The 20,573-nt window shown below is 50.7% G+C and carries 19 protein-coding genes; 12 read left to right on the top strand and 7 right to left on the bottom strand.

The features are described 5' to 3' along the window. Window positions 1-76: 76 nt before the first annotated feature. From KIH39_RS05835 to KIH39_RS05820, 4 genes are read left to right on the top strand one after another with little or no spacing between them, the layout of a single operon-like run. Window positions 77-1,372, top strand: a complete 1,296-nt coding sequence (locus tag KIH39_RS05835) for an adenylosuccinate synthase (protein ID WP_213498321.1) — start codon at window positions 77-79, stop codon at window positions 1,370-1,372. A gap of 2 nt (window positions 1,373-1,374) precedes the next feature. Then, window positions 1,375-2,136: an isoprenyl transferase gene (locus KIH39_RS05830; protein WP_213498320.1), complete on the top strand. Its 762-nt coding sequence runs from the start codon at window positions 1,375-1,377 to the stop codon at window positions 2,134-2,136. Between the two features lie 6 nt (window positions 2,137-2,142). Then, a complete protein-coding gene (locus KIH39_RS05825; protein ID WP_213498319.1) occupies window positions 2,143-3,009 on the top strand; it encodes a phosphatidate cytidylyltransferase in 867 nt (288 codons plus the stop codon). Window positions 3,010-3,061: 52 nt separating this feature from the next. Next, window positions 3,062-4,012 (top strand): PhoH family protein, encoded by a 951-nt coding sequence (locus tag KIH39_RS05820; RefSeq protein WP_246539551.1) that lies wholly within the window; start codon window positions 3,062-3,064, stop codon window positions 4,010-4,012. A 46-nt stretch (window positions 4,013-4,058) separates the two neighbouring features. Here the strand turns inward: KIH39_RS05820 and KIH39_RS05815 are convergent, their stop codons facing one another. Then, a complete protein-coding gene (locus KIH39_RS05815) occupies window positions 4,059-4,529 on the bottom strand; it encodes a fasciclin domain-containing protein (RefSeq protein WP_213498318.1) in 471 nt (156 codons plus the stop codon). Window positions 4,530-4,714: 185 nt separating this feature from the next. Here KIH39_RS05815 and KIH39_RS05810 point away from each other — a divergent pair, with 185 nt between their 5' ends. Continuing rightward, on the top strand, window positions 4,715-5,923 hold the full coding sequence (locus KIH39_RS05810; RefSeq protein ID WP_213498317.1) for a GIY-YIG nuclease family protein: 1,209 nt from the start codon (window positions 4,715-4,717) through the stop codon (window positions 5,921-5,923). Between the two features lie 17 nt (window positions 5,924-5,940). Here KIH39_RS05810 and KIH39_RS05805 read toward each other — a convergent pair whose 3' ends face one another. Next, complete coding sequence (locus tag KIH39_RS05805; protein WP_213498316.1) at window positions 5,941-6,312, bottom strand: hypothetical protein; 372 nt, start codon at window positions 6,310-6,312, stop codon at window positions 5,941-5,943. Window positions 6,313-6,352: 40 nt separating this feature from the next. Between KIH39_RS05805 and KIH39_RS05800 the strand changes: the two genes are divergently transcribed. Beyond that, window positions 6,353-7,690 (top strand): MFS transporter, encoded by a 1,338-nt coding sequence (locus tag KIH39_RS05800; protein ID WP_213498315.1) that lies wholly within the window; start codon window positions 6,353-6,355, stop codon window positions 7,688-7,690. Window positions 7,691-7,705: 15 nt separating this feature from the next. Further along, a complete protein-coding gene (locus KIH39_RS05795) occupies window positions 7,706-9,076 on the top strand; it encodes an MmgE/PrpD family protein (protein WP_213498314.1) in 1,371 nt (456 codons plus the stop codon). On the opposite strand, the gene KIH39_RS05790 is transcribed toward KIH39_RS05795, so the two are convergent. Next, window positions 9,039-10,610 (bottom strand): glycosyltransferase family 39 protein, encoded by a 1,572-nt coding sequence (locus KIH39_RS05790; RefSeq protein ID WP_213498313.1) that lies wholly within the window; start codon window positions 10,608-10,610, stop codon window positions 9,039-9,041. The two genes, KIH39_RS05795 and KIH39_RS05790, sit on opposite strands and share 38 nt — an antisense overlap. A gap of 190 nt (window positions 10,611-10,800) precedes the next feature. Here KIH39_RS05790 and arfB point away from each other — a divergent pair, with 190 nt between their 5' ends. Continuing rightward, entirely contained in the window at window positions 10,801-11,223 is a 423-nt protein-coding gene (gene arfB / locus KIH39_RS05785; protein ID WP_213498312.1) for an alternative ribosome rescue aminoacyl-tRNA hydrolase ArfB, read from the top strand. Here the strand turns inward: arfB and KIH39_RS05780 are convergent. Further along, window positions 11,209-12,459: an O-antigen ligase family protein gene (locus KIH39_RS05780; protein WP_213498311.1), complete on the bottom strand. Its 1,251-nt coding sequence runs from the start codon at window positions 12,457-12,459 to the stop codon at window positions 11,209-11,211. The two genes, arfB and KIH39_RS05780, sit on opposite strands and share 15 nt — an antisense overlap. A 189-nt stretch (window positions 12,460-12,648) precedes the next feature. Between KIH39_RS05780 and KIH39_RS05775 the strand changes: the two genes are divergently transcribed. The 3 genes from KIH39_RS05775 to KIH39_RS05765 all read left to right on the top strand — a co-directional run bounded on the left by KIH39_RS05775 (window position 12,649) and on the right by KIH39_RS05765 (window position 15,635). Next, the gene (locus KIH39_RS05775) at window positions 12,649-13,446 is read left to right on the top strand and encodes an SDR family NAD(P)-dependent oxidoreductase (protein ID WP_213498310.1); all 798 of its coding nucleotides are present in this window, start codon (window positions 12,649-12,651) and stop codon (window positions 13,444-13,446) included. An 18-nt stretch (window positions 13,447-13,464) separates the two neighbouring features. Continuing rightward, window positions 13,465-14,820, top strand: a complete 1,356-nt coding sequence (locus KIH39_RS05770) for a fatty acid desaturase family protein (protein WP_213498309.1) — start codon at window positions 13,465-13,467, stop codon at window positions 14,818-14,820. Window positions 14,821-15,140: 320 nt separating this feature from the next. Then, a complete protein-coding gene (locus KIH39_RS05765) occupies window positions 15,141-15,635 on the top strand; it encodes a hypothetical protein (protein WP_213498308.1) in 495 nt (164 codons plus the stop codon). Here KIH39_RS05765 and KIH39_RS05760 read toward each other — a convergent pair. Genes KIH39_RS05760 through KIH39_RS05750 form a run of 3 tightly spaced genes read right to left on the bottom strand, consistent with a single transcriptional unit; the run spans window position 15,632 to window position 19,603 of the window. Then, the gene (locus tag KIH39_RS05760) at window positions 15,632-16,417 is read right to left on the bottom strand and encodes a glycosyltransferase family protein (protein ID WP_213498307.1); all 786 of its coding nucleotides are present in this window, start codon (window positions 16,415-16,417) and stop codon (window positions 15,632-15,634) included. The genes KIH39_RS05765 and KIH39_RS05760 overlap by 4 nt on opposite strands. Window positions 16,418-16,438: 21 nt before the next feature. Further along, on the bottom strand, window positions 16,439-18,136 hold the full coding sequence (locus KIH39_RS05755) for a vWA domain-containing protein (protein WP_213498306.1): 1,698 nt from the start codon (window positions 18,134-18,136) through the stop codon (window positions 16,439-16,441). 54 nt (window positions 18,137-18,190) lie between these two features. Continuing rightward, window positions 18,191-19,603, bottom strand: coding sequence for a magnesium chelatase (locus KIH39_RS05750; RefSeq protein ID WP_390623694.1), 1,413 nt, complete (start codon window positions 19,601-19,603; stop codon window positions 18,191-18,193). A gap of 232 nt (window positions 19,604-19,835) precedes the next feature. Between KIH39_RS05750 and KIH39_RS05745 the strand changes: the two genes are divergently transcribed. Next, window positions 19,836-20,552, top strand: coding sequence for a hypothetical protein (locus tag KIH39_RS05745; RefSeq protein WP_213498304.1), 717 nt, complete (start codon window positions 19,836-19,838; stop codon window positions 20,550-20,552). Window positions 20,553-20,573 lie beyond the last annotated feature (21 nt).

Raw genomic sequence — 20,573 nt, 5'->3', positions numbered from 1 at the left:
TTCACCTGCTGTAATCCTAGATTTTAACGTGTTCTGTTCGCAGTGTAAAAGTACGTTTTCATGAGGGCAGGTTAGAATGCCGGGTACTTGTGTGGTGGGCTTGCAGTGGGGAGATGAAGCCAAGGGAAAAATCGTCGATTTGCTGAGCGATTCGCACGATCTGGTCGTTCGATACAACGGCGGAGCCAATGCGGGCCATACAATAGTCTGGGGAAATCGGACTTTCAAGTTATCCCTTCTGCCAACCGGCATTCTTAAACCGAATATTCTCTCGGTTATTGGCAACGGCGTGGTGATCTACCCGCCTCGGTTATTGGAAGAAATTCAACAACTCCACACTGCTGGAATTCCCGTTGGAAAGAACCTTTGTATCAGTAACCACGCTCACGTAATCTTCCCCTACCATATGGAAGAAGAACGCTGCAGCGAGAAGGAATCCGCCGCCGCAATTGGCACGACGGGTCGCGGCATAGGTCCCTGCTACCAGGATAAAGCGAACCGCGCCTGCGGAATCCGGCTCGGCGATCTCTACTATCCGGACTACTTAAAAGAGCGTCTGAACCATATTGTCCCCCGTAAAAACAAGCTGATTTCGGCGCTTGCGGAATGTACGGGTGTAGAACCCAAACTCTTTACAGTGGAAGGGATACTCGAAGAATATCTGGCTTACGCAGAACAATTAAGACCGTATGTCCAGGATACCGTCCACCTGCTTCACAATCAGTTAGATGCAGGGAAAAAGATTCTCTTCGAAGCCGCGCAGGGAAGCCTTTTGGATGTTGACCACGGCACTTACCCTTATGTCACCAGTTCCAACACCTTGCCTTCGAGCATTTGGTCTGGCAGCGGGGTATCGGTTCGAAATGTCGACCGCATCATCGGAATCGTGAAAGCTTACACCTCCCGAGTAGGGAGAGGGGCATTCCCAACCGAGTTGAACGATGAACTCGGCAACAGAATTCGTACCGTCGGCCGGGAATTTGGTACAGTGACTGGTCGACCCAGACGAGTCGGCTGGCTGGATGCAGTGGCACTTCGCTACACAAGTATGCTGGCCGGAGTCGACGAAATCACCGTCATGCTTCTCGACGTACTCAGCGGAATTCCGGAACTGAAGATCTGCACGGGATATCAATCGGGTAACCAGCGAATCGATCAATTTCCTGGCGATTCTTTCCTGCTCGAAACTTGCCAGCCGATCTATGAAACACTACCCGGCTGGTCGGAAGATCTTTCCAAGATCCGCAAATGGAAGGAACTTCCAATCAATGCACAGAAATATGTTCAACGCATCGGCGAATTACTGCATAAGAAGGTCAGTTACGTCTCGATCGGCCCCGATCGCGAACAAACTCTAAAACCCGACTGCTAATTATGCCAATCAATCGCGAATCCACCGCGAAACGCGGCTTGAATCCGGATCGAATGCCGAAGAGCCTGGCCATTGTGATGGATGGAAACGGGCGCTGGGCATTGGAGCGAGGCAAAGAGCGAATCGAAGGGCACCTTCGAGGCGTGGAAGTTGTTCGGCACATCGTCACCGAATGCTGTGAACTCGGGCTGGATCAACTCACTCTGTATTGCTTCAGTTCTGAAAATTGGAAGAGGCCGCGGCGCGAACTTGAATTTCTGATGGCCCTTTTAAAACAGTATCTCATCGATGAAAGAGAGCTGATTCTCAACCAGAACATCAAGTTTCGAATGATTGGGCGTCGGCAGGGTTTATCCGCTGAGGTATTACAAGAATTGGATGAAACTACCCGGATCAGTTCTGAAAATACCGGGTTGACGCTCGCCATGGCGATTAATTACGGGGCGAGAGGGGAAATTCTCGATGCTGTTCAGTCGCTGGCACGGCGCATTAAATCGGGTGAATTAGATCCGGATCAGATCGACGAGCAGGCGATTGCAAATTCCCTGTACACTGCTGGAATGCCCGATCCGGATTTGCTGATTCGGACCGCCGGGGAATACCGGATCAGCAACTACCTCCTTTGGCAGATTTCGTACAGTGAATTCTGGTTCACCCATACCTGCTGGCCCGACTTCGACGTACCGCTTTTGCATCAAGCATTTCGGGACTTTGCAGCTCGAGAGCGAAGATTCGGTGGCTTAATTACCCATCCCACGGTGTAACCCAAGATGCTCAGGACTCGTTTATGGATGGGCGGCTTGCTAATACTGCTGGCGTTGGGTCTATTTTTTGAAGAGCGATATGTCTCGCGACATTTTCCCATTTTCTTTTTTCTAGTCTTCATCGTTCAATTTCTGGCGGGGCTCGAATTGTTCCGCATGATCCCGAAAGCCGATCAGCCGAGAAAACTTTCTACTTTTTTGGGATTGATACTCTTCTCTCCAGTATGTTTTGTGGCATTTATCAATTACGGCTCCAGACCCGTTGATTTCGCCTTTTTTGCGCTCCTAATCGCGGGATTTATCGCATTGCTCACAGAGTTGTGGTACTTTCGTGCGGAAGATCGTAATTTTATCCCCCGCGTAGCCCTCGCGCTATTCTTTTACTTCTACCTGGGGTTCCTCGGGAGCTTCATCGAACTGCTTCGAATTTTGCCAAATGAAGGGAAAATCTACCCCAGCAAATCCTCCTGGTCACTTCTCCTCTTTATCGCAGTGGTAAAATGTAATGACATCGGTGCTTACTTCACCGGCACTCTTCTTTGCAACCGCGTTCTGGGTCGGCATTTGATGGCTCCGATGCTCAGTCCGAAAAAGACCTGGGAAGGCTTTGTCGGTGGTATGCTCTCCTCGATTGCGGTTAGCATCTGGATCGTCCAGGCGAGCGATCTCAAACAGGGATCACTCTTATTTGCACTGGAGTTCGGAATCACCGTCGGAATTGCAGGCGTGCTGGGAGATTTGACGGAATCGATGATTAAGCGGGAATATCACATTAAGGACGCATCAAAAACCATTCCGGGATTCGGCGGAATTCTGGACGTGATCGATTCGCTGCTTTTTGCCGCTCCGGCAGCCTATTTCTGGCTGCGCTAGACCGAACATTGTTCGATCGAGAAGACTCCTTGAGTTTTACCACGAGATAATTATGGATGATGTCAACGCTATGCCCGTATCCCGAAACGTCACACTCGACAGTCGGGATGAGGCGATACTGCTGTTTGGTATGCGGGATCAAAATCTGCGACTGATTCGCGATGTGCTGGGAGTTAGACTCGTGGCCCGCGGCGATACAGTTCAAATTGACGGTACTGAAGAAACGGTCTCTCAGGCCGAGCGAAGTTTTCAGCAATTGCGGTCCACGCTTCGAAATAAAGGAAAAGTGACTGCCGAGGACGTTCGTACGATCCTTGAAGTCGTTCGTGCCGGCAGCCAGATGACCGGTTCGACGAACTTAACGATGCTGGATGGCGGCAAATATCTGCGACCGCGAACGGACGGGCAGGGCAGGTACGTTCAGGCTTTGCGCGAAAATGACGTCACCATCTGCGAGGGGCCAGCAGGTACGGGGAAAACGTTCATGGCCGTAGGCATGGCGGTGACCTTGCTGCGTACCGGACAGGTGAAAAAAATCGTTCTGGTTCGACCTGCTGTCGAAGCCGGCGAACGGTTGGGGTTCCTTCCCGGGGACATTGTCGCCAAAATCAATCCTTACTTACGGCCCTTGTTCGATGCTCTTAACGATATGATGGAGCCTGAACAAGTTAAAAAATATATGGAGAATGACATCATTGAAATCGTTCCCTTGGCCTATATGCGGGGAAGAACACTGAATAATGCCGTGATTATTCTCGATGAAGCTCAAAATGCAACAGTTTCACAGATGAAAATGTTTCTCACTCGCATGGGCCACAATTCGAAAATCATCGTAACGGGAGACTCGACTCAGGTCGATTTACCAAAAGGTATTCAGAGTGGAATGAGCGATGCCTTAAAACGGCTTAGAAATATCAATCGTTTAGCAATTGTTTATCTGGACAAAAATGACATCGTCCGACATGCTTTGGTGCAGCAGATTGTAAAGGCTTATGAGGATTAAAGTTCTCAGGCCGATGAGGTGAATTCGGCCTGAGATAGATTATTTATTAGTTCTTCGGCAGAATTACGGTATCGATAACGTGAATGACACCGTTGCTAGCTTCGATGTCGGTAGCAATCACTTTGGAACCATCAACAGTAACGCCATCGGCATTAGCCACAATTTCCACTTCATAACCACCAGCAGTCTTGACCTTGCCCGACTTAACATCTTTAGCCATCACTTTACCGGCCACAACGTGAGCCAGCAGAATTGCTTTCAACTTTTCTTTGTCCTTGAGAACGGCTGCCAGAGTTTCCTTGGGGATCTTGGCGAAAGCCTTGTCATTGGGAGCGAACACGGTGAAGGGACCTTTGCTCTTCAGAGTGTCGACCAAGCCCGCTTCGGTGGCAGCCTTCAGCAGTGTGGTGAAATCCTTGGCTGCGGTTGCAGTTTCGACAATGTCCTTGTCCGCGGCCTTGGCCATGCCGGCGAAGGCAAACACGAACAATGCAATGGCAGAGAATCGTTTCAACATTTCAAAATCTCCTGATGCGTTAAAAATTTCCAAATAGCAAATGATTACTAGTCGAGTCCTTTTTCAAGTCAACGACAAGAATTTCATTTTCATGAATTTCACACAGCAGCAGAGGAGTTGTTGCAATCGTGAGAATTGGAGGTAAGATCGTTCTCTTGCCCCAGAAGGATTCGGAATAATCGGCCATGCTCGAGCGGAAGGATTCCCACAGTTCCCTTTTCGATACTCCCGCTTTCGCGGGTTTCGGACCGACCCATTTACACCCGCCGGAATTCCAACCAGCGATGGATCAGGTGCGAGGGCGGGCCCCCAGCATTTTGAAAAATGCCATTCGAGAAAAAGCACCGAAATTGCCGGGCATTTACGGCATGATGGACGCTCGGGACATGCTGATCTATGTGGGAAAAGCGAAATCGCTTCGCAGCAGACTATTAAGCTACTTTCGCACCAAGAGTCGCGATCCCAAAGCGGGAAAGATCATAGCTCGCACCCGGAAGATCGTCTGGGAAACCACTCCGAATGAGTTCTCGGCTCTTTTGAGGGAGTTAGAGCAGATTCAGATCAACCGGCCCCGGTTTAATGTCATCGGTCAACCCGGTATGCGACGTTACGTTTATATGTGCATCGGTCGAACCCCCGCGCCAACACTCTATGCCACCACACGCCCCACGGGAAAGGAACTCGCCTGTTTTGGCCCTTTCTCAGGAAGCCGGCGGGTGACCAAGGCTGCACGTTTTTTGAACGATCTTTTTCGACTGCGCGATTGCTCTCAGAAGCAAAAAATGCACTTCGCGGACCAACCCAGCCTATTTGATGTCCTGCCGACGCCTGGCTGTATTCGCTTCGAAATTTCCACCTGCTCCGGTCCTTGTGTCGGCGGTTGTTCACGGCGAGGCTACTCGCAACAAATCAAACGCGCAAAAGAATTCATGCAGGGTACCGATATCGAGCCGATTCAAAAGCTCGAGAGGGAAATGTTTCATCTGGCGGAGAATCTGGAATTTGAGCGGGCTTCGACCGTCAAAGAAAAGCTCGACAGTCTATCCTGGCTTCGAGAACGGCTCGGCTTCCTCCAGCGGGCTCGTGAGGAACATTCTTTTGTCTATTCCTGCACGGGCCTGGAAGGTCGGCCGGTATGGTACATCATTCATCGCGGTGTGGTGACGGGAGCGAGGTTCGAACCTCGCAACAAAAAATCGCGGGAGAAGCTTCTGGCGGAAATCGCGAAATCCTTTACGGATCCGTTGCGGGTTAAGCAGTCGGCCTTACGATGCTTCGATAGCGTGCTTCTGGTCGCAGCCTGGTTCCGAAAATATCCTCAGGAGCGAGACAAGCTCCTGATGGGGGAGGGAAATTCCACTACCGGGAGAACCAAATTGCTCCCGGCGGGATGATCGAAGGGTGTGCAATCCTAGTAGATCAGCGGATAAATCAGGACAGCGAAGGTGCCGATAGTGCTGATCACAACCGAGAAGAGCCCCAGCAAAACCGCAAAAACTGCCGCCGCATTCCCCTTGAGATGGCCCCCGGATCGATCGATCGATTGAAACGAGTAAGCGCCGAGGCCGGCCCCGAGAAGCCCCAGTAGGATCGGAAAAATAAAGGTTCCGCCGTAAACCAACAGGGCCTGAGCACCTTCCAGGGCTTTGAAAGGAATGCGAATTGCGCCAAACGGAGCTGGTCCGAAAGTTCCCAGATAAGCTAGGATCTGCGACAGCACCGAGAGAACAAAGCCTCCCATGGCCATGGGACATAGTACCGGGTTCTTGTGAATTACGTTCATAGGTTAGATCAGAGGTTAAATTGATTCAATAGGTTGCGGTATGAACTCTCCCAGCAACGATTCCACCCAGAATTCGCACTTGAAAAATACGATTTCTCTCTGGCAAATCTGTGTACTTTTACTTACCGCTTCAACTCTTAACTATATGGACCGGATGGCGCTTAACCAGAGTGCCGCCGACATCCAGTTGCAATTCGGTTTGAATAATACTCAGTACGGCTTATTGGAAGGGGTATTTTCATTCGCATTCGCCCTCGGGGCATTCTCCTTCGGCTGGCTGGTGGACAGAAAAGGGGTATACCTGACCTATCCTTCAGTGGTTCTGATCTGGTCCTTATCCGGCTTTCTGTGTGGCTGGGCCCCGAGTTTCACTTTTTTGCTGCTATGCCGTTTCAGTTTAGGGCTTTTCGAGGCCGGGAACTGGCCATGTGGGATCGTCACCACTCGAAAGGTGTTCACTCCAGAACGGCGATCTTTGGGGAATGCCTTTTTTCAAGGCGGCACCGCTTTGGGAGCCATAATTACACCGCTGGTAATACTTTACTGTCTGCATTGGCGCGATCCGCATCGATTCGAACGAGAATCTTTATTCCGGCTTCTGGGCTCCCCAATCGGCGGTTTTATGCCCGCCTGGTCTCCCGCCTGGCCGGTTCCTTTTCAAGTAATCGGCCTACTGGGATTTGCCTGGGTGGCGTGTTGGTTTCTAATCGTACGGAAAAGCCAGTTAGAAATGCCAATCGCGAACAAAGTTGAAACCGCCCCCGAAGAGGTTCCTTGGTTTCGGGAAATCTTTTTTCAAAGACGCTACTGGTTGCTGGTTCTGGTAATTATTGCCGTGAATACGACCTGGCATTCCTTTCGAGCCTGGCTACCCTTGTTTTTGCAGAAGGGTCACGGTTACTCTCGGGAGTTCATGAACTACTTCACCTCGCTTTACTACATTTCAGCCGAGATCGGTTCGCTTTCCGTTGGAATCGTCACTCTGCTCCTGAGCCGCCGTGGCTTCGCAGTACACACGAGTCGAATGCTGGTTTTTTTCGGTTGCGCCTTGCTCGCGCTTCTGAGTGTGATCGCCGCTTTTCTGCCAACAGGGAATCTCTTACTGGCAGTATTGCTCCTGATAGGGTTTGCCTCGCTCGGATTGTTTCCGACCTACTTTTCATTAAGCCAGGAAGTATCCTCACGGCATCAGGGGAAAGTGACCGGTTCTCTCGGTACAATCAATGCATTGTTTCTCGCTGGGCTCTATCCGCTCCAGGGTTGGGTAGTCGATTGGACCAGAGATTACTCTCAGGCCCTAATTTTTGCAGGGATACCTCCGATTCTGGCTTGGTGTGCGGTCCTAGGCCTCTGGAACTCCGGTACGAATAAGAATTGAAAGGATATTTTCGAGATGTCACAGTCTTTGGCTTTAAGATTCGCCAATTATGCCAGCCAATTGAAATACGAACAATTGACGAAAGAAGCCATTCACGAAGTGAAGCGTCGGCTTATCGATTCGTTCGCCACAGCCTCCGGTGCAATGGATTCCGAGGCATACCAAATCGCTCGGAAAGTCGCCTCCCGGATGCAGAGCAGTCCTGGAGCCAGTCTACTCAACGGGGGTACATCCTCAATCGAATTGGCGACTTTCGTTAATGGCTTGCTGATTCGCTATCTGGATTTCAACGACACCTATCTCTCCAAAGAGCCCGCCCATCCCAGCGATAATCTGGCCCCCATTCTGGCTGTTGCAGAAGCGTATCAGGCTTCGGGTAAAGAGGTCATCACGGCCGCCGTGCTCGCTTATGAAATTCAATGCCGTCTCTGCGATGCCTGCAGCCTTCGCAAGCAAGGAGTGGACCATGTGACCTATGGTGCCATCTCCTCGGCGATCGCGGCCTCGAAGCTGCAAAAACTCGATGCCAGCAAGATTGCACATGCCATTGGCCTTGCTGGAGTTTCCAATGTCGCACTACGACAAACTCGCTCGGGCGAATTGAGTATGTGGAAGGGCTGTGCATTTGCAAATGCCGCTCGCAACGGGGTGTTCGCTTCACTCCTCGCGGCGGATGGATTGACAGGTCCCGCGCCCATTTTTGAAGGGGATCTCGGCTTCATGAAACTGGTGACGCGCGATTCCTTTTCGGTAGCTCCTATGGGCGCGGAAGCCTCGAGCAGCGAGGGCTTTATGATCAATCGGACTTACATTAAGTATTGGCCGGCGGAGTACCACTCGCAAAGCGCGATTGATGCGGCTCTGCAGCTTCGCCAAGAACTGGGGAACGATGTCTCGGCCGTGCAGAAAATCGACATCTACACTTTTGAAGCCAGTTACAACATTATCGGCAAATATCTGGAAGCCTGGAAACCCAAAACACGAGAAACGGCTGATCACAGCCTCCCGTATTGCACGGCTGTCGCCTTGTTCGATGGGGAAGTCACCTTGAAGCAATTCGATCCGGAACGGTTCACGAAGAGCGACATTATTGACTTCACCGCCAAGGTGAAAGTCCATCTCGATGATGAATTGAGCAAGGGTTATCCCAAGGGCATACCAAATCGGATAGTTCTGACTTTGGCTAATGGGAAAACTCTTAGCAAGGAAGTGGCGTATCCGCGCGGGCACGCCGAAAATCCAATGACGGATGCCGAAGTCGAAGCCAAATTCCGGGGTACGGTGGAACCTCGCTTCGGCAAAGCCAAGGCGGATAAAATCCTGAGCCAGTGTTGGGAACTCGACAAGCTTACTGAGGTGGGTTCGCTGGTGGAGTCACTGGCTTAAAATGCTCTGCACGATAGACGGCCACCTTGGCCTGTTCGATCGGTTTATTCTCCGGCCAGTGGAAAACGGGTTCACCTTGCCGCATAATCTCGACAGCCGTCACCAGCATAGGCAGTCGAGAGTGCGGCGTGGCATGTTGGGGCTCAATAACGGTATAAACTGGGCCGCGTTCAGGATTTCGATCGGGTTCCCCATACAAAGATCGACCTGCGTAGAATTCGGCCCAATTAAAGGGGTCCCAAATCACTTCATTCGGCTGAATCTTCTGAGCCAACCATTGCCCAGCTGCCTTATGTCCCGCCCGATTGGCATGCAATACCCGAAAATCCATCACGTAGCAGCTTAAGCAAAGGATTAAAGCCGGAAGCAACGCCGCTTTGCCAAACTCCTTGGGATATTCACAAAAATAGTCCGCCAAACTTTTAATAGCATAGACGGCAAAGAAGGAACCAATGCAGACCGAGAGGACTGTATGCCGTTCGGAGATATAGCCGATTTTGAAGGCCAGTAGAAAGAGGAGCCCAAAATGACAGAGGATCAAGAGTAGCAAAAATCGCGAGCCCTCACTTTTGTTTGGCGTGAAGAGGGCAATGATAAAGCCCAAAACGGCCAAGGTGAAGGGAAGGTAGAATCCGACTTTTGAAACTTCGATGCCGATACCTTTAAGTGCCCAGAATGCTCGGGCTGTCGTGCTACCGTTGAGTTCAGCAGAAAAGACGGCGAATAGCTGAGTCGGATTCTGTGATCTTTGACCAATCTCGTCCGGCCGATTCTGCCAAGTAGGGTCGACCTCCTGGCCTTGAATGTAATGAATCAACCCCTTACCCGTGGTCTTATTGGTCAGCCCACCGATGGTTGCGACGTATGGTCCAGCTACTACCGCAAAACTGAGAGCCACGCAAACAGATCGAATGACCCATTTCTTGAACGGTGTTTCTCCTTTGAACGATACCACGACCACCGCAATCAGCAACGCCACACCGATGATCAGCCCTTCAGGCCGTACCAGATAGGAGAGCCCGATAGAGGCTCCCGCCCCGGCGAAGAAAGGAATCTTTTGTGTTTCTAAGGCCAAGACGCAATTCCAAACTGCAGTAATGGCGAAGAGCAAAAAAAGGCTCTCCGACAAGCCATCGCTCGTTAGTTGAACTATCACCGGAAGAACCTGAAAGAGAGCAGTTCCAAAGAGAGCTACAAACTGGCCAAAGACACGCTTCCCGAGAAAGTACATGGGAATTACAAGCAGTAGCGAAGCGAGAATCGTCGCGAGTTGAGCGCTGAGCACCATACTATCCGGAGTGGTTCCCAAGTAGGAACGAACCGGCTGAGAAATCAGCAAAAGCCAAGCCGGATATCCCGGTGGTTGAAGCGTATACTGCAATACCTCGGCTCGCGTGAAATGCCGGGAAGTGTCCCGATAATCCACCGGAGGGGACTCCATTTCCAGAGCGCTGCGGATAAAGCCGATACTATCGCGTGCGGCTACTTCTGTGTGCGTTAAGCACCAGATTCTGGGTATCAATCCGAGGATCATAATTCCAACAAGGAAAAGCCAGTCTGAACTTGTGCAAGCGCAACGGGTGTTTCCTTGGGGCTGAACCCAACCTGGTTCGGCAGTCTCATTCATGTACAATCCTCTGATTTACCGCTTGAGATGCTAAGATAGGGTAAGATTCTGGTCAATATCAATGAGGAGGCGTTGCCTCCCGGTACATGGCTCAAAAATGCTTCAGATTAACGACCAATTACGAATACCGCTCGAGGAGTTCGAGTGGAGCTATTCCCGATCGGGCGGGCCAGGGGGACAGAACGTCAACAAAGTGGCCTCGAAAGCGACCCTGCGCTGGAATTTTTATGCCTCGCCCTCCATCCCAGGTCCACTTCGACCGCGCCTGCAGATGAAACTGGCAAATCTGCTGACGACGGAAGGAGATCTGGTACTGACAAGCCAGCTCTATCGCGATCAACCTCGAAATCGCGAAGACTGCCTGACCAAATTTGCAAATATCCTGCGTCGAGCTTTGATTGTCGAGAAACCGCGCAAAGCCACCAAACCCACCAAAGGCTCCGTCCGACGACGATTGACTGACAAAAAGATTCAGGCAGCCCGAAAAAAGACTCGTTCGGAAAAATCATTCGAGGATTGATTCGATTTCGCTTTCATTTTCCGCCAGGGGAATTTGTCCCGTATCGAACTCGCTTGCGACGTTACTAACCATCGAGCATCGTCGGGCAATTACCAGGAATGTGGCATACCAGAGCCAGTTATAGCGATAGAGATTGTGACCAAAATTCCCTTCCAGGAGCAGCAAAAATAGACTGAGTCCTACTGCCTCGGCGAGTTTTTTGGGAAACGAAAGCCGATCTGAAATTTCCCAGGCCGCAGCGCTGCGAATCTTGCGGATTTCCAAGAAATAAATTAGTAGAAGTATCAAAAAGGCCAGAGCCCCTAAAGCTCCCAGTTCGCCGATCACCTGTCCATAAAGATTATGAGATTCGATGAGGCTGTGCGTGGCCGGTCGCCAGGCGCCTGGTCCGCAGCCCGAAAAAGGATTATCGAGAAAAAGATCGACCCCTTGAGAGAGGCCGATTAATCGTCCTTCGCTCGACTCTCTGGCACTTTCAGGTCCAACTTCAGGACTGATGATCGTTTCAAATCGGGTTTGTAAACTTTCGGGGAGAAGTTGAAAGCCAACCGGGGCCAGCATGATGCAAGCTGACAAAGCCAGCCAGCGATGCCGACTTCGAAAGACTTCGATCATCAGCCAGATCGACAAGCCCAAAAAGGAAGATCGCGATCCGGTAAGGCCGATACAGGTGAAAGTCAGCAGAGAGAAACCGACGTAATAAAACTTCGCCAGTCGGTGAGTGGTGGTTTGATAGAGCAGGATGGCGAAGGGAAGGGCAAAGAGCACTGTCGCGCCGAAACTATTCGGATCTCCCTGGGTATCATCCACTCCCAACATGCGAACGATCCCCATGCGATAGGTATGCCGACCGCCCAGATACTCCCGCAGCGAATGCACTTCGTAAAGAAATACCGATCCGACAAATCCCCACACGAGGAAGCGCAGTCCTTGGACATCCCGTACGGAGGTGACGATCAACGCGTAAAAAGCCAAGATTTTGAGCCAGTTTTCGACGATGGGCTGACCGCTACCTGGCCAGCGCGACAAACTCCAGGAAATCAATAACGCACTGGCGAACGCAAGCAGGGCGGAGTGAACCCGACTCAGCGGAAGTGTTTTATTAGCAAAAATCAGCCAGTAGCCGATCATCCCCAGAAAGTAAATTCTCTCCAGATGGATGTCGCCGAGAATTGGCCAGACCTCAAATGGCCGGTCAATAAAGAGGAACATATATCCGATCAGAAGCCATTGCATGGGCGAAATTTACCCAGGGTCTCGTGGAAAGAACAGGCCAATATTCCTCAGGTTGTAGCGAGTTTTCCAGATTTGAGAGCTTTCCGACTATTCGCTTTCAAGGAGGAGCTTTCCGTCACTCGCGAAGGCTAATAGCGATGAATAAAATAGATTTTGGCAAATTGGGAAACCCAGATCATCAGGGCTAATATGCATCGCAACCTCTCGGGTAAGCGTTTTCTCATTACCGGGGCCACCTCTGGCATCGGCAAGGCCCTTAGCCAGCAATTGCTCAACTCGGGGTGCAGCCTGGCCTTGGTCGGCCGAAATTTTGCCAAACTGGAAGCTCTGAAAGCAGAGTTGCCCGATGGGAAGGCAATTCTTGTTTACGGAGATGTTTCTCAAGAGCGGGATCGCCTGAAAATTTTTGAAGCTACTCTCGCGGGACTCGGGGGCTTGGACGGGTTGATTAATAATGCAGGGATAGCCAGCTGGTGTCACTTCCAGAATTCCGATGAATCGGTGCTCCGGCAGATTATGGAAGTCAATTTCTTTGCCCCGGTTGAGTTGATTCGATTGGCAATTCCGCATCTGACGCACGGCAATCAACCGATTATCGTGAATGTGTCTTCCATGACCGGTCGTAAAGCGATGCCCGCCTGGCCGGAGTATTCGGCCAGTAAACACGCATTGTGCGGTATAACTGAGGCCTTACGCGGCGAGATGGCACGCTTTGATATCGAAACCTTACTCGTGATACCCGGCCTGACTAAAACCGGACTTCAAAAAGATATGCTCCGCAATGAGGGCAAGGCCAAAATCGATTACTCTGCAGGGATGGAACCGGCTGGAGTGGCAAAGAAAATCCTTGGTGCCCTACAATCTGGAAATGAGGAGATAGTCATCGGGTCGGATGCCAAAAATATGCTTCGGATGAACCGATTTTTCCCACGACTACTGGACAAGCTGATCGCAAGAAAAGTCGCTAAATTATATCAGAACAATTAACTCGCGAGGCGTACGGCCATGAGCGCGGAAGTTGTATTGACCGAAAAAACACTTAACGATGCTGCTTTGAAAGCAGAACTTCAAATTCTCCGCCAGACGAATAACTGGACGAGTATTTACTACATCGCTGCAATTTATCTTTATCTGGCAGCCGTCATCGGTGGAACCATTGCCTTCTGTGAATGGCAACAGGCCGAAGGATTTTCCTTTTTCTGGAATACCCCCGTTGTTCTAACGGCCATCGTTCTTATCGGCGCAGGGCAGCACCAACTGAGTGGTTTGTCGCATGAGGGCGTGCATCACATTCTTTTCAAGAACCGCCAATTGAATGATCTGGTGTCCGATCTATTAACTATGTTTCCGCTTTTTTCGAGTACGCATCACTATCGACTGCAGCATCTGGCACATCATCAATTTGTGAACGATCCCGATCGCGATCCCGATGTGTCCCAGCTCAAAACCAGCGGCCACTGGCTGAACTTTCCGGTCGCGCGACGAACTTTTATCCGAACTGTCACCAGGCAAATGTGGATTCCCCGACTCATCCGGTTCATGCTGGTTCGGGCGGCCTATAACGCGACGGGAACGGACAAAAATCCTTATCTGAAAAAGGGCCAGAAACCCTCCAAGGTGGCAGTAAGGATCGGCCTTACCTACATACTCACGACACTGACAACCATCACAGCGCTGTTTTATCTGGGAAATCCAATCCTTCTCGCGATAGTACCTGCCTCCCTTTGGCTGGGTATCTGCGCGGTTTATTGGAAACTTCCCGAAGACAAATTTCATCAAAGCCGGGTACATCCCGTTATTGCTCTGCGATATATGACGATGCTTCGGTTGGGTTACATCACGCTCTTATTTTCCGGCATCGCCTGGGTCACGAGGTTAACCGGCATTTTCGCAGCTCTCTATTATCTGATCCTTTGGGTGGTTCCCTTATTCACCTCTTTCTCGTTCTTCATGATTCTCCGGCAAATCGTGCAGCACGGTAATGGCGATCGCGGCTGGCTGACCAACACTCGAACTTTTTTTGTCGGCCGATTCATCCGATTTGCCGTCTTCCCGATGGGAATGGATTATCATCTGCCCCACCACATGTATGCGACCGTTCCGCACTATCGACTGAAAAAGTTGCACGAGTTTCTGTTGCAGTATCCGGAATACCGGAAGGAAGCGATCACTGTCGAAGGATACTTCTTCCCTCCCCAAAAGCCTCAGAGGAATCCTACGGTGGTGGATGTCCTCGGGCCCGAATATGCCTTCGGTCAGAAGCACAAAATCTTCGTCGATAATAGCGTTCTCGAGGGTGACGAATTTGAAGAGAAAGCAGAATTGGAAAAAGAAGCTTGGGCTCTGGTGGAAAAATCCTGAGCTCGAGCTCGCACGATTCAAGCGAAGAGCGGCTGATTAACATCGCTGAGCACTCTTTCGACTGAGCTGAGCACTCTTTCGACTGACAAGTAAAACTTTCTCCGCCTAGTTCATCGCCATCGCCCGATTGCCTTCCCCCGTTTTTGCTCGCGTAAGTCGTCGCAATTTTCTACTCAAATTTTTTCTAAAAACGGGGAACCATTCCGGATCTGGAGTGTTCTAATTAGTAATCCTACCTGAAAAAAGCATTCTTAACTCGAATGCTTTCGACTGAATCTCTCCACTTATTCGAATACTGAACCCGAAATGGATTTTATCCCATGCGCACGTTCTACGTCGTTTGTCTAGGTATTTTTCTATCTGTCAGCGGGAGCGTCTATTGCGTTTGCAGTAGTTCCTCACAGACAGAAGAATTCGACTCGAAAGATCCTTTTATCTCGGAGCAGGAAGCGGAACGGGTTTTATCGGAGGAGCAACAGAAAGAAGAAATTCTCGACGGCCTGCTCACCCAGACGGGATCCAGGCTTCACTTGCGCGAGCTGACCTGTCGGAATCTTCTTCACAATGAAATCGATATCCCGACGGCTTTTAAAATCTTCGACTACCTAAATCGATGCGCGAAAGATCCCACCCATCCCGAAGCGGCCTGGAAATCCGATTTCGAAAGGCATTCCTGGATTGCAGAGCAGATTAGAACTAATCTTCGATTTGGGGTGGGGCCACTCGAACCCGAGGGCGCTTCCGAGCGAATACAGGTCATCTTAAATCGTATCTCCTGGATGTTGGCTGAGATGCAATGCAATGGAAGGAACTAGAGCTGAGACCGATAATCTCGAAATAAAGGGCATTCGATTTTCCAGGGCTTGAATTGTGCCCAGAAGTGTACGATTTGCACTTCGTAATCGGGATGATATCCCCTGGTCTTAGCCTTCCAGAGTCCTTCCTCTTGCCAGAGATCGGTCACCCCGGCACAACTGTTCCAACCCAGGCCTATTTCGGGGTGGGTGTAATCGTAATTCAGAGATCTGAAATAACGGTAGAGCAGGGCTTGGTCGGTCCCCGGAGAGGCAAACATTTCAAATTTGCCGAACTCCGCGGCCCGATGGAGAGGCGCTACGGCATTCTGAGCCGCGAGAATGGCATTCAGATCGTAGAATTTGGGATCGGAAACCAACTGTAAACCCGAGTTTAAAAACGGCGGCCGATGCGTACCCGGATCACTCGAAACCCATTGATGGTTAATTCCCATCCAGGGTTTATCGTTGCGGCGCTGCCAGAGATAATTCAAATCGCTGAGCACGACCATATCGGCATCAAGGAACAGAAAGGGAAAATCGAGCTTCGCTAAATTCGCCAGCTTGAACCGCAAATTAAAATGAGGGTGGCCGACATCCAGCGATTTTCGCTGTACGAGTTCGATATCAGCGGCCCGTCGATGTTCCGAGGTGACGATGGGTGGGAAATCCTCGTACAGCAGGGTGATGCTCTTGGCCCCATGATCGATGACAGAATCGAGAAATATCCAGCACATTCGCTGGGTATTCGGATCGGGCGGGTAGTTCATGATCGAAACGATCTTGATCCGTTCGTCAGACACCCGCTCGCTCCTGTTTTTGCATCAGGATATTATACTCTTTCTGCGTTTGATGTAATCCCATACCACAAATCGATCGAGTTCTTTCCCGGCTGTAAAAATTACCCGCCCCTTGGTTGTTTCGGCCATCCGGTAAGCGAACTTCACATCCTCGGACGTTTGATTCCAGCTATTCAGCAAAAAAATGTTGATCGTTATCCCTTCTCGAGCACAGAGCATCGCTTCCCGCATGGTGGCCTCTTCCGTGCGATTATTGGGTGGGTAGAGCATGAATAGGATCTCCCCCTCGAAGTGCGCCGTGGGCAAACCATCGGTCACCAGAAATATTTGTTTATTAGGAGTGTCCTGACTGCAGAGAAAGCGCCTCCCCAATTGCAACGCGTGCTGAATGTTGGTGAAGTGAGGAGGAATTTGCATTTCCGTGATATCCGGATCGGACATATCCGCTTTGATTTTCACCACGGGATCAAAAATGGTTACCGGCTTGTACATCAGTGCCGGCACTTCCGAGATATGGCGGGGCTTGGCGAAAGTGTACATCTCGATGAACTGAAGAAAATCCCCCGGATATTCTTTTCGAATCAGACCATCCAATGCCAATCCCATTTTTTTCACGTTCACATAAAGGCCATCGTAACGCATCGAGCCCGACATATCGAGCAGCACGCAGGTGGCGCATTTGGGCGTATTCCGGGTCTGGTGAATGACAATGTCTTCCATGCCCATCCGCACCGGCGACCCGGGACCATTGCGTAGGAGAGCATTGATCATACTGGCGGGGATATCCATTTGAGCCACCGAGTCCCCAAATTCATAGGGTTTGGTTCGCTCGATTTCGGTAGCTCCTTCTCCCACAACGGCTTCATGTTTTCCGGTTTTTGACTGTTGCAACTCGGAAAAGATCATGCTCAGAAGTTTATTCTGGAACAGTCGATACGCCTTCGGCGTGATTTGGTAGCCGCGCCGATCCTTCTGTAGACCTTGTTCTTCCGCCTGATGTTTGAGATATTCGTTGATTCGCTCCATGATCTGGCGAAGATTGTCGAGTTGCTCTCCCTCGACAAATTGCCCCAGTTCCTCCATGTCAATCAAACCGATCTGGGCTGTTTTCATGGCCTCTTCGATTTGTTGGAGCAGCTTGTCGATCATCTCCAGCTCCTGCTTGATCTGAAGAGCTTCATCGACTGTCATTTTCTCCCGGCCCGTGAATTCATATTTGGCCGCGAGCTCATCGACCTGATACTTTCGTCCCAAACTTTCCGTTAACAGCACAATATCCCGGGCAAATGGACTGTTGTCTCCGCCAGAAAGGTAATAGAGATTTTCGAGATCGTAAAGCTGCTCCTCCTGAACGGCCTGATCGAAGCGCTTCCGCAGTTTATCGGGCGGCCTGACGGAACGGGCTTGATCCTTGAATTCCCGACCGGCTCGTTCCTGCGCTTTCGCCGTTTCGTAAGTCTCCAGAATTTTCCGCTTTCTTTCCTCCAGCATCTGCCGAATCGCATCGAGACTCGGTCCCATCCCAGCAATCTGACTGGGATCCAGATGAACGGCGTTGGCCAATTCTTCATCCGTGAGCCGTCGGGTATTGCCGTAGTAGAGTAGATGTTCCATGGCCGCCGAGGCCAAATCGGGTTGCTCCGAGGCGGGGTTGGGGAAATTGACGGGGTCGTACTTCTGATAGGTGTGAATAATCCCGCCGAGTTGCGATCCAGTACTCATATTTGTTCCTTACAGTTTCTCGACGAGATTTTTCAAAAGGCTTAAGCCGGAGGATTATCGAACTTCGTAAACGATCCGCCCATGTTTCGTTGAACGCGAGATTCGATCTGTCGCGTGCAAGCCCGCCAGTACAAATTCCAGGCAACTGGCCCGGATACCCTCATTTTCGCCGGCATTGACTTCAAAGGCTTTATCCCAGGCTTTTGGAACCCGCTTTAATCGCTCGGCATAATGCGAAGAGGGTAGGGTGTCCCCAACTTCAATTTTAACGCCCTTGCTGAAAACATCCGCTATTTCGTCGAGGCCATGCTTATCGACATATTCATCGAAAACCGTGCCAATCGCCTCGATGATGATGGCCTCCAAGACCTGTTTTTCAGACATCTGATTGCTCCCCATCATATCCAACTCCAGCTTCCCCAGGGACGAGGTTCCCAGGTGTCCCAGATCGCTGATGCGGGGTACGGCCGGCTTTTCTTCCAGACGAACTCCCCGATGCCGCGCGCTGGAAACCATCGTGCGGTAGTTGGCGATGCTCAATCGTGCACTCACACCAGATTGATGGTCCACAAACTTGGACTTTCTCGCGCAGATACTAATCTGCTCGATAATTTCCTTCATGAAATAGGGCACCAGGACCGGAAAATCGCCGCCCAGATCCAATTCGGCTTCCTGTTCGGTAATCTCGATCCCCAGAGATCGCTCGATCGGATAGTGAGTTTGAATCAGCGAGCCGATGCGGTCCTTCAATTGCGGGATAACTTTTCCGCTGCGATTGTAGGTGGCCGGATTGGCGGAGAAGAGAATCATCAGATCGAGATCGAACTGGATCGGATAGCCGCGAATCTGAACATCGCGTTCTTCCAGAATGTTGAACAAGCCCACCTGGATAAGTTCATCCAATTCGGGAATTTCATTCATCGCAAAAATCCCGCGATGCATGCGTGGGATCAACCCGAAGTGCAGGGCATCCTCCGTGGACATGCTTGTACCCATGGCCAGTTTAGCCGGGTCGATTTCACCGATAATATCCGCGAACTTGGTGCCGGGTGCCAGTCGTTCCGCATAGCGTTCCGATCGCGGCCACCACCGAATGGGAATTTCCTCCGGGGGTTTGCTCGCAACCAATTCCTTACCGGCCTTCGTAATGGGCTGGTAAGGGTCTTCATGAACCGGACTGCCCGGAATGTCGAGGTAGGGCAATTCTTCATCGAGAAACTGAATCAGCGAGCGCATCAAGCGACTTTTGGCCTGCCCCTTTTCCCCCAAAAAGAGAATGTCGTGACCTGCCAATAGGGCGATATTGATCTCGGGCAGAACTGTATTCTCGTAGCCGATGATACCGGGAAATAAATCGCTGCCAGCCTGCAGAAGTTTCAGGAAATTCTGTCGAATCTCTTCCTTGACGGAGCGGGACTTCCAGCCTGTATTTTGCAATTCTTTAAGTGTAGCCGGTCGAACGGGGATGTTACTCACAGATGGGATACCTCGAAAATATTAACCATTATCCCATTCTAGGCAGCCCGATAGGAGCATTCCAAATTCCCGCAGTTTCCCATCTCTCGACAAAACTTCTCAGATATAGGATAAATGCAAGTCGAATTCGGGAACGAGTTCCTATCGCGCTCCATCCAATTGGAAGAGCGATTAGTACTTTCGAACCTGAATCGACGTTAACCGGATCGAAACAGAGGGGGTCATGATGAAAAAATTGGTTACTTTTACACTATTTCTGGGCTTCCTGACGCAGGTTTCGAGCTACCTGCCCGCTCAGGATAAAAAAGACAAGCAGACAACTGCTTCGAAGGCAGCACTATCGGCGCTTCAGGAATTCGTAGGCCCCTGGAAGGGCAACGGCGAAACGAAAGACGGAAAGACCGAAACTTGGAAAGAGACGATGAACTGGGGTTGGAAGCTCAAGGGAGGGGATGTGGCCCTGTCGGTCGAGTTCGATAACAGCAAGTATTTCACCAGAGGCGAATTGCGATTTCTGCCTGAGAAGAAAGTCTATCAGCTGAAAGTTAACGATCCGAAAATGAATGAACTGGTCTTCGAGGGAGAATTCAAAAGAAAGCAATTGGAGTTGAAACGGGAAGATCCGACCTCGAAGGATAAGCAAACGCTCACCATCAGCACCAATAACGATGGAGCCCGTCTCATTTACACCTACTCGGTGCAAACTAAAGGAAAAGGCTTGGATAAGAAGCTCTTCACGGTTCAACACGCCAAAGAAGGGATGTCGCTGGCTTCTTCAAAGAAGAACGAGTGCTGCGTCACCGGGGGATTGGGAACCATCGCTGTGAGTTATGGAGGTAAAACTTACTATGTCTGCTGCTCAGGCTGTCGCGACGCTTTCAATGAGGATCCGAAGGGAATCGTCGAGGAATACGAAAAGAAAAAGAAGAAAGAGAAGTAGAAACGAAAAAAGGGGAGCCAA

Origin of the sequence: Telmatocola sphagniphila (assembly GCF_018398935.1) — a bacterium.
GTDB classification, from domain to species: Bacteria; Planctomycetota; Planctomycetia; order Gemmatales; family Gemmataceae; genus Telmatocola; species Telmatocola sphagniphila.
The sequence above is the reverse complement of the archived record's forward strand: the minus strand, read 5'-3'. Positions and strand labels throughout refer to the sequence as shown.

Coding starts and splice junctions, on each gene's coding strand:
- KIH39_RS05770 (WP_213498309.1), top strand. CDS start 13,465: ATGAGCGCGGAAGTTGTATTGACCGAAAAAACACTTAACGATGCTGCT.
- KIH39_RS05790 (WP_213498313.1), bottom strand. CDS start 10,610: ATGATCCTCGGATTGATACCCAGAATCTGGTGCTTAACGCACACAGAA.
- KIH39_RS05815 (WP_213498318.1), bottom strand. CDS start 4,529: ATGTTGAAACGATTCTCTGCCATTGCATTGTTCGTGTTTGCCTTCGCC.
- KIH39_RS05765 (WP_213498308.1), top strand. CDS start 15,141: ATGCGCACGTTCTACGTCGTTTGTCTAGGTATTTTTCTATCTGTCAGC.
- KIH39_RS05795 (WP_213498314.1), top strand. CDS start 7,706: ATGTCACAGTCTTTGGCTTTAAGATTCGCCAATTATGCCAGCCAATTG.
- KIH39_RS05810 (WP_213498317.1), top strand. CDS start 4,715: ATGCTCGAGCGGAAGGATTCCCACAGTTCCCTTTTCGATACTCCCGCT.
- KIH39_RS05805 (WP_213498316.1), bottom strand. CDS start 6,312: ATGAACGTAATTCACAAGAACCCGGTACTATGTCCCATGGCCATGGGA.
- KIH39_RS05745 (WP_213498304.1), top strand. CDS start 19,836: ATGATGAAAAAATTGGTTACTTTTACACTATTTCTGGGCTTCCTGACG.
- KIH39_RS05755 (WP_213498306.1), bottom strand. CDS start 18,136: ATGAGTACTGGATCGCAACTCGGCGGGATTATTCACACCTATCAGAAG.
- KIH39_RS05800 (WP_213498315.1), top strand. CDS start 6,353: ATGAACTCTCCCAGCAACGATTCCACCCAGAATTCGCACTTGAAAAAT.
- KIH39_RS05780 (WP_213498311.1), bottom strand. CDS start 12,459: ATGCAATGGCTTCTGATCGGATATATGTTCCTCTTTATTGACCGGCCA.
- KIH39_RS05830 (WP_213498320.1), top strand. CDS start 1,375: ATGCCAATCAATCGCGAATCCACCGCGAAACGCGGCTTGAATCCGGAT.
- KIH39_RS05825 (WP_213498319.1), top strand. CDS start 2,143: ATGCTCAGGACTCGTTTATGGATGGGCGGCTTGCTAATACTGCTGGCG.
- KIH39_RS05835 (WP_213498321.1), top strand. CDS start 77: ATGCCGGGTACTTGTGTGGTGGGCTTGCAGTGGGGAGATGAAGCCAAG.
- KIH39_RS05820 (WP_246539551.1), top strand. CDS start 3,062: ATGGATGATGTCAACGCTATGCCCGTATCCCGAAACGTCACACTCGAC.
- arfB (WP_213498312.1), top strand. CDS start 10,801: ATGCTTCAGATTAACGACCAATTACGAATACCGCTCGAGGAGTTCGAG.
- KIH39_RS05775 (WP_213498310.1), top strand. CDS start 12,649: ATGCATCGCAACCTCTCGGGTAAGCGTTTTCTCATTACCGGGGCCACC.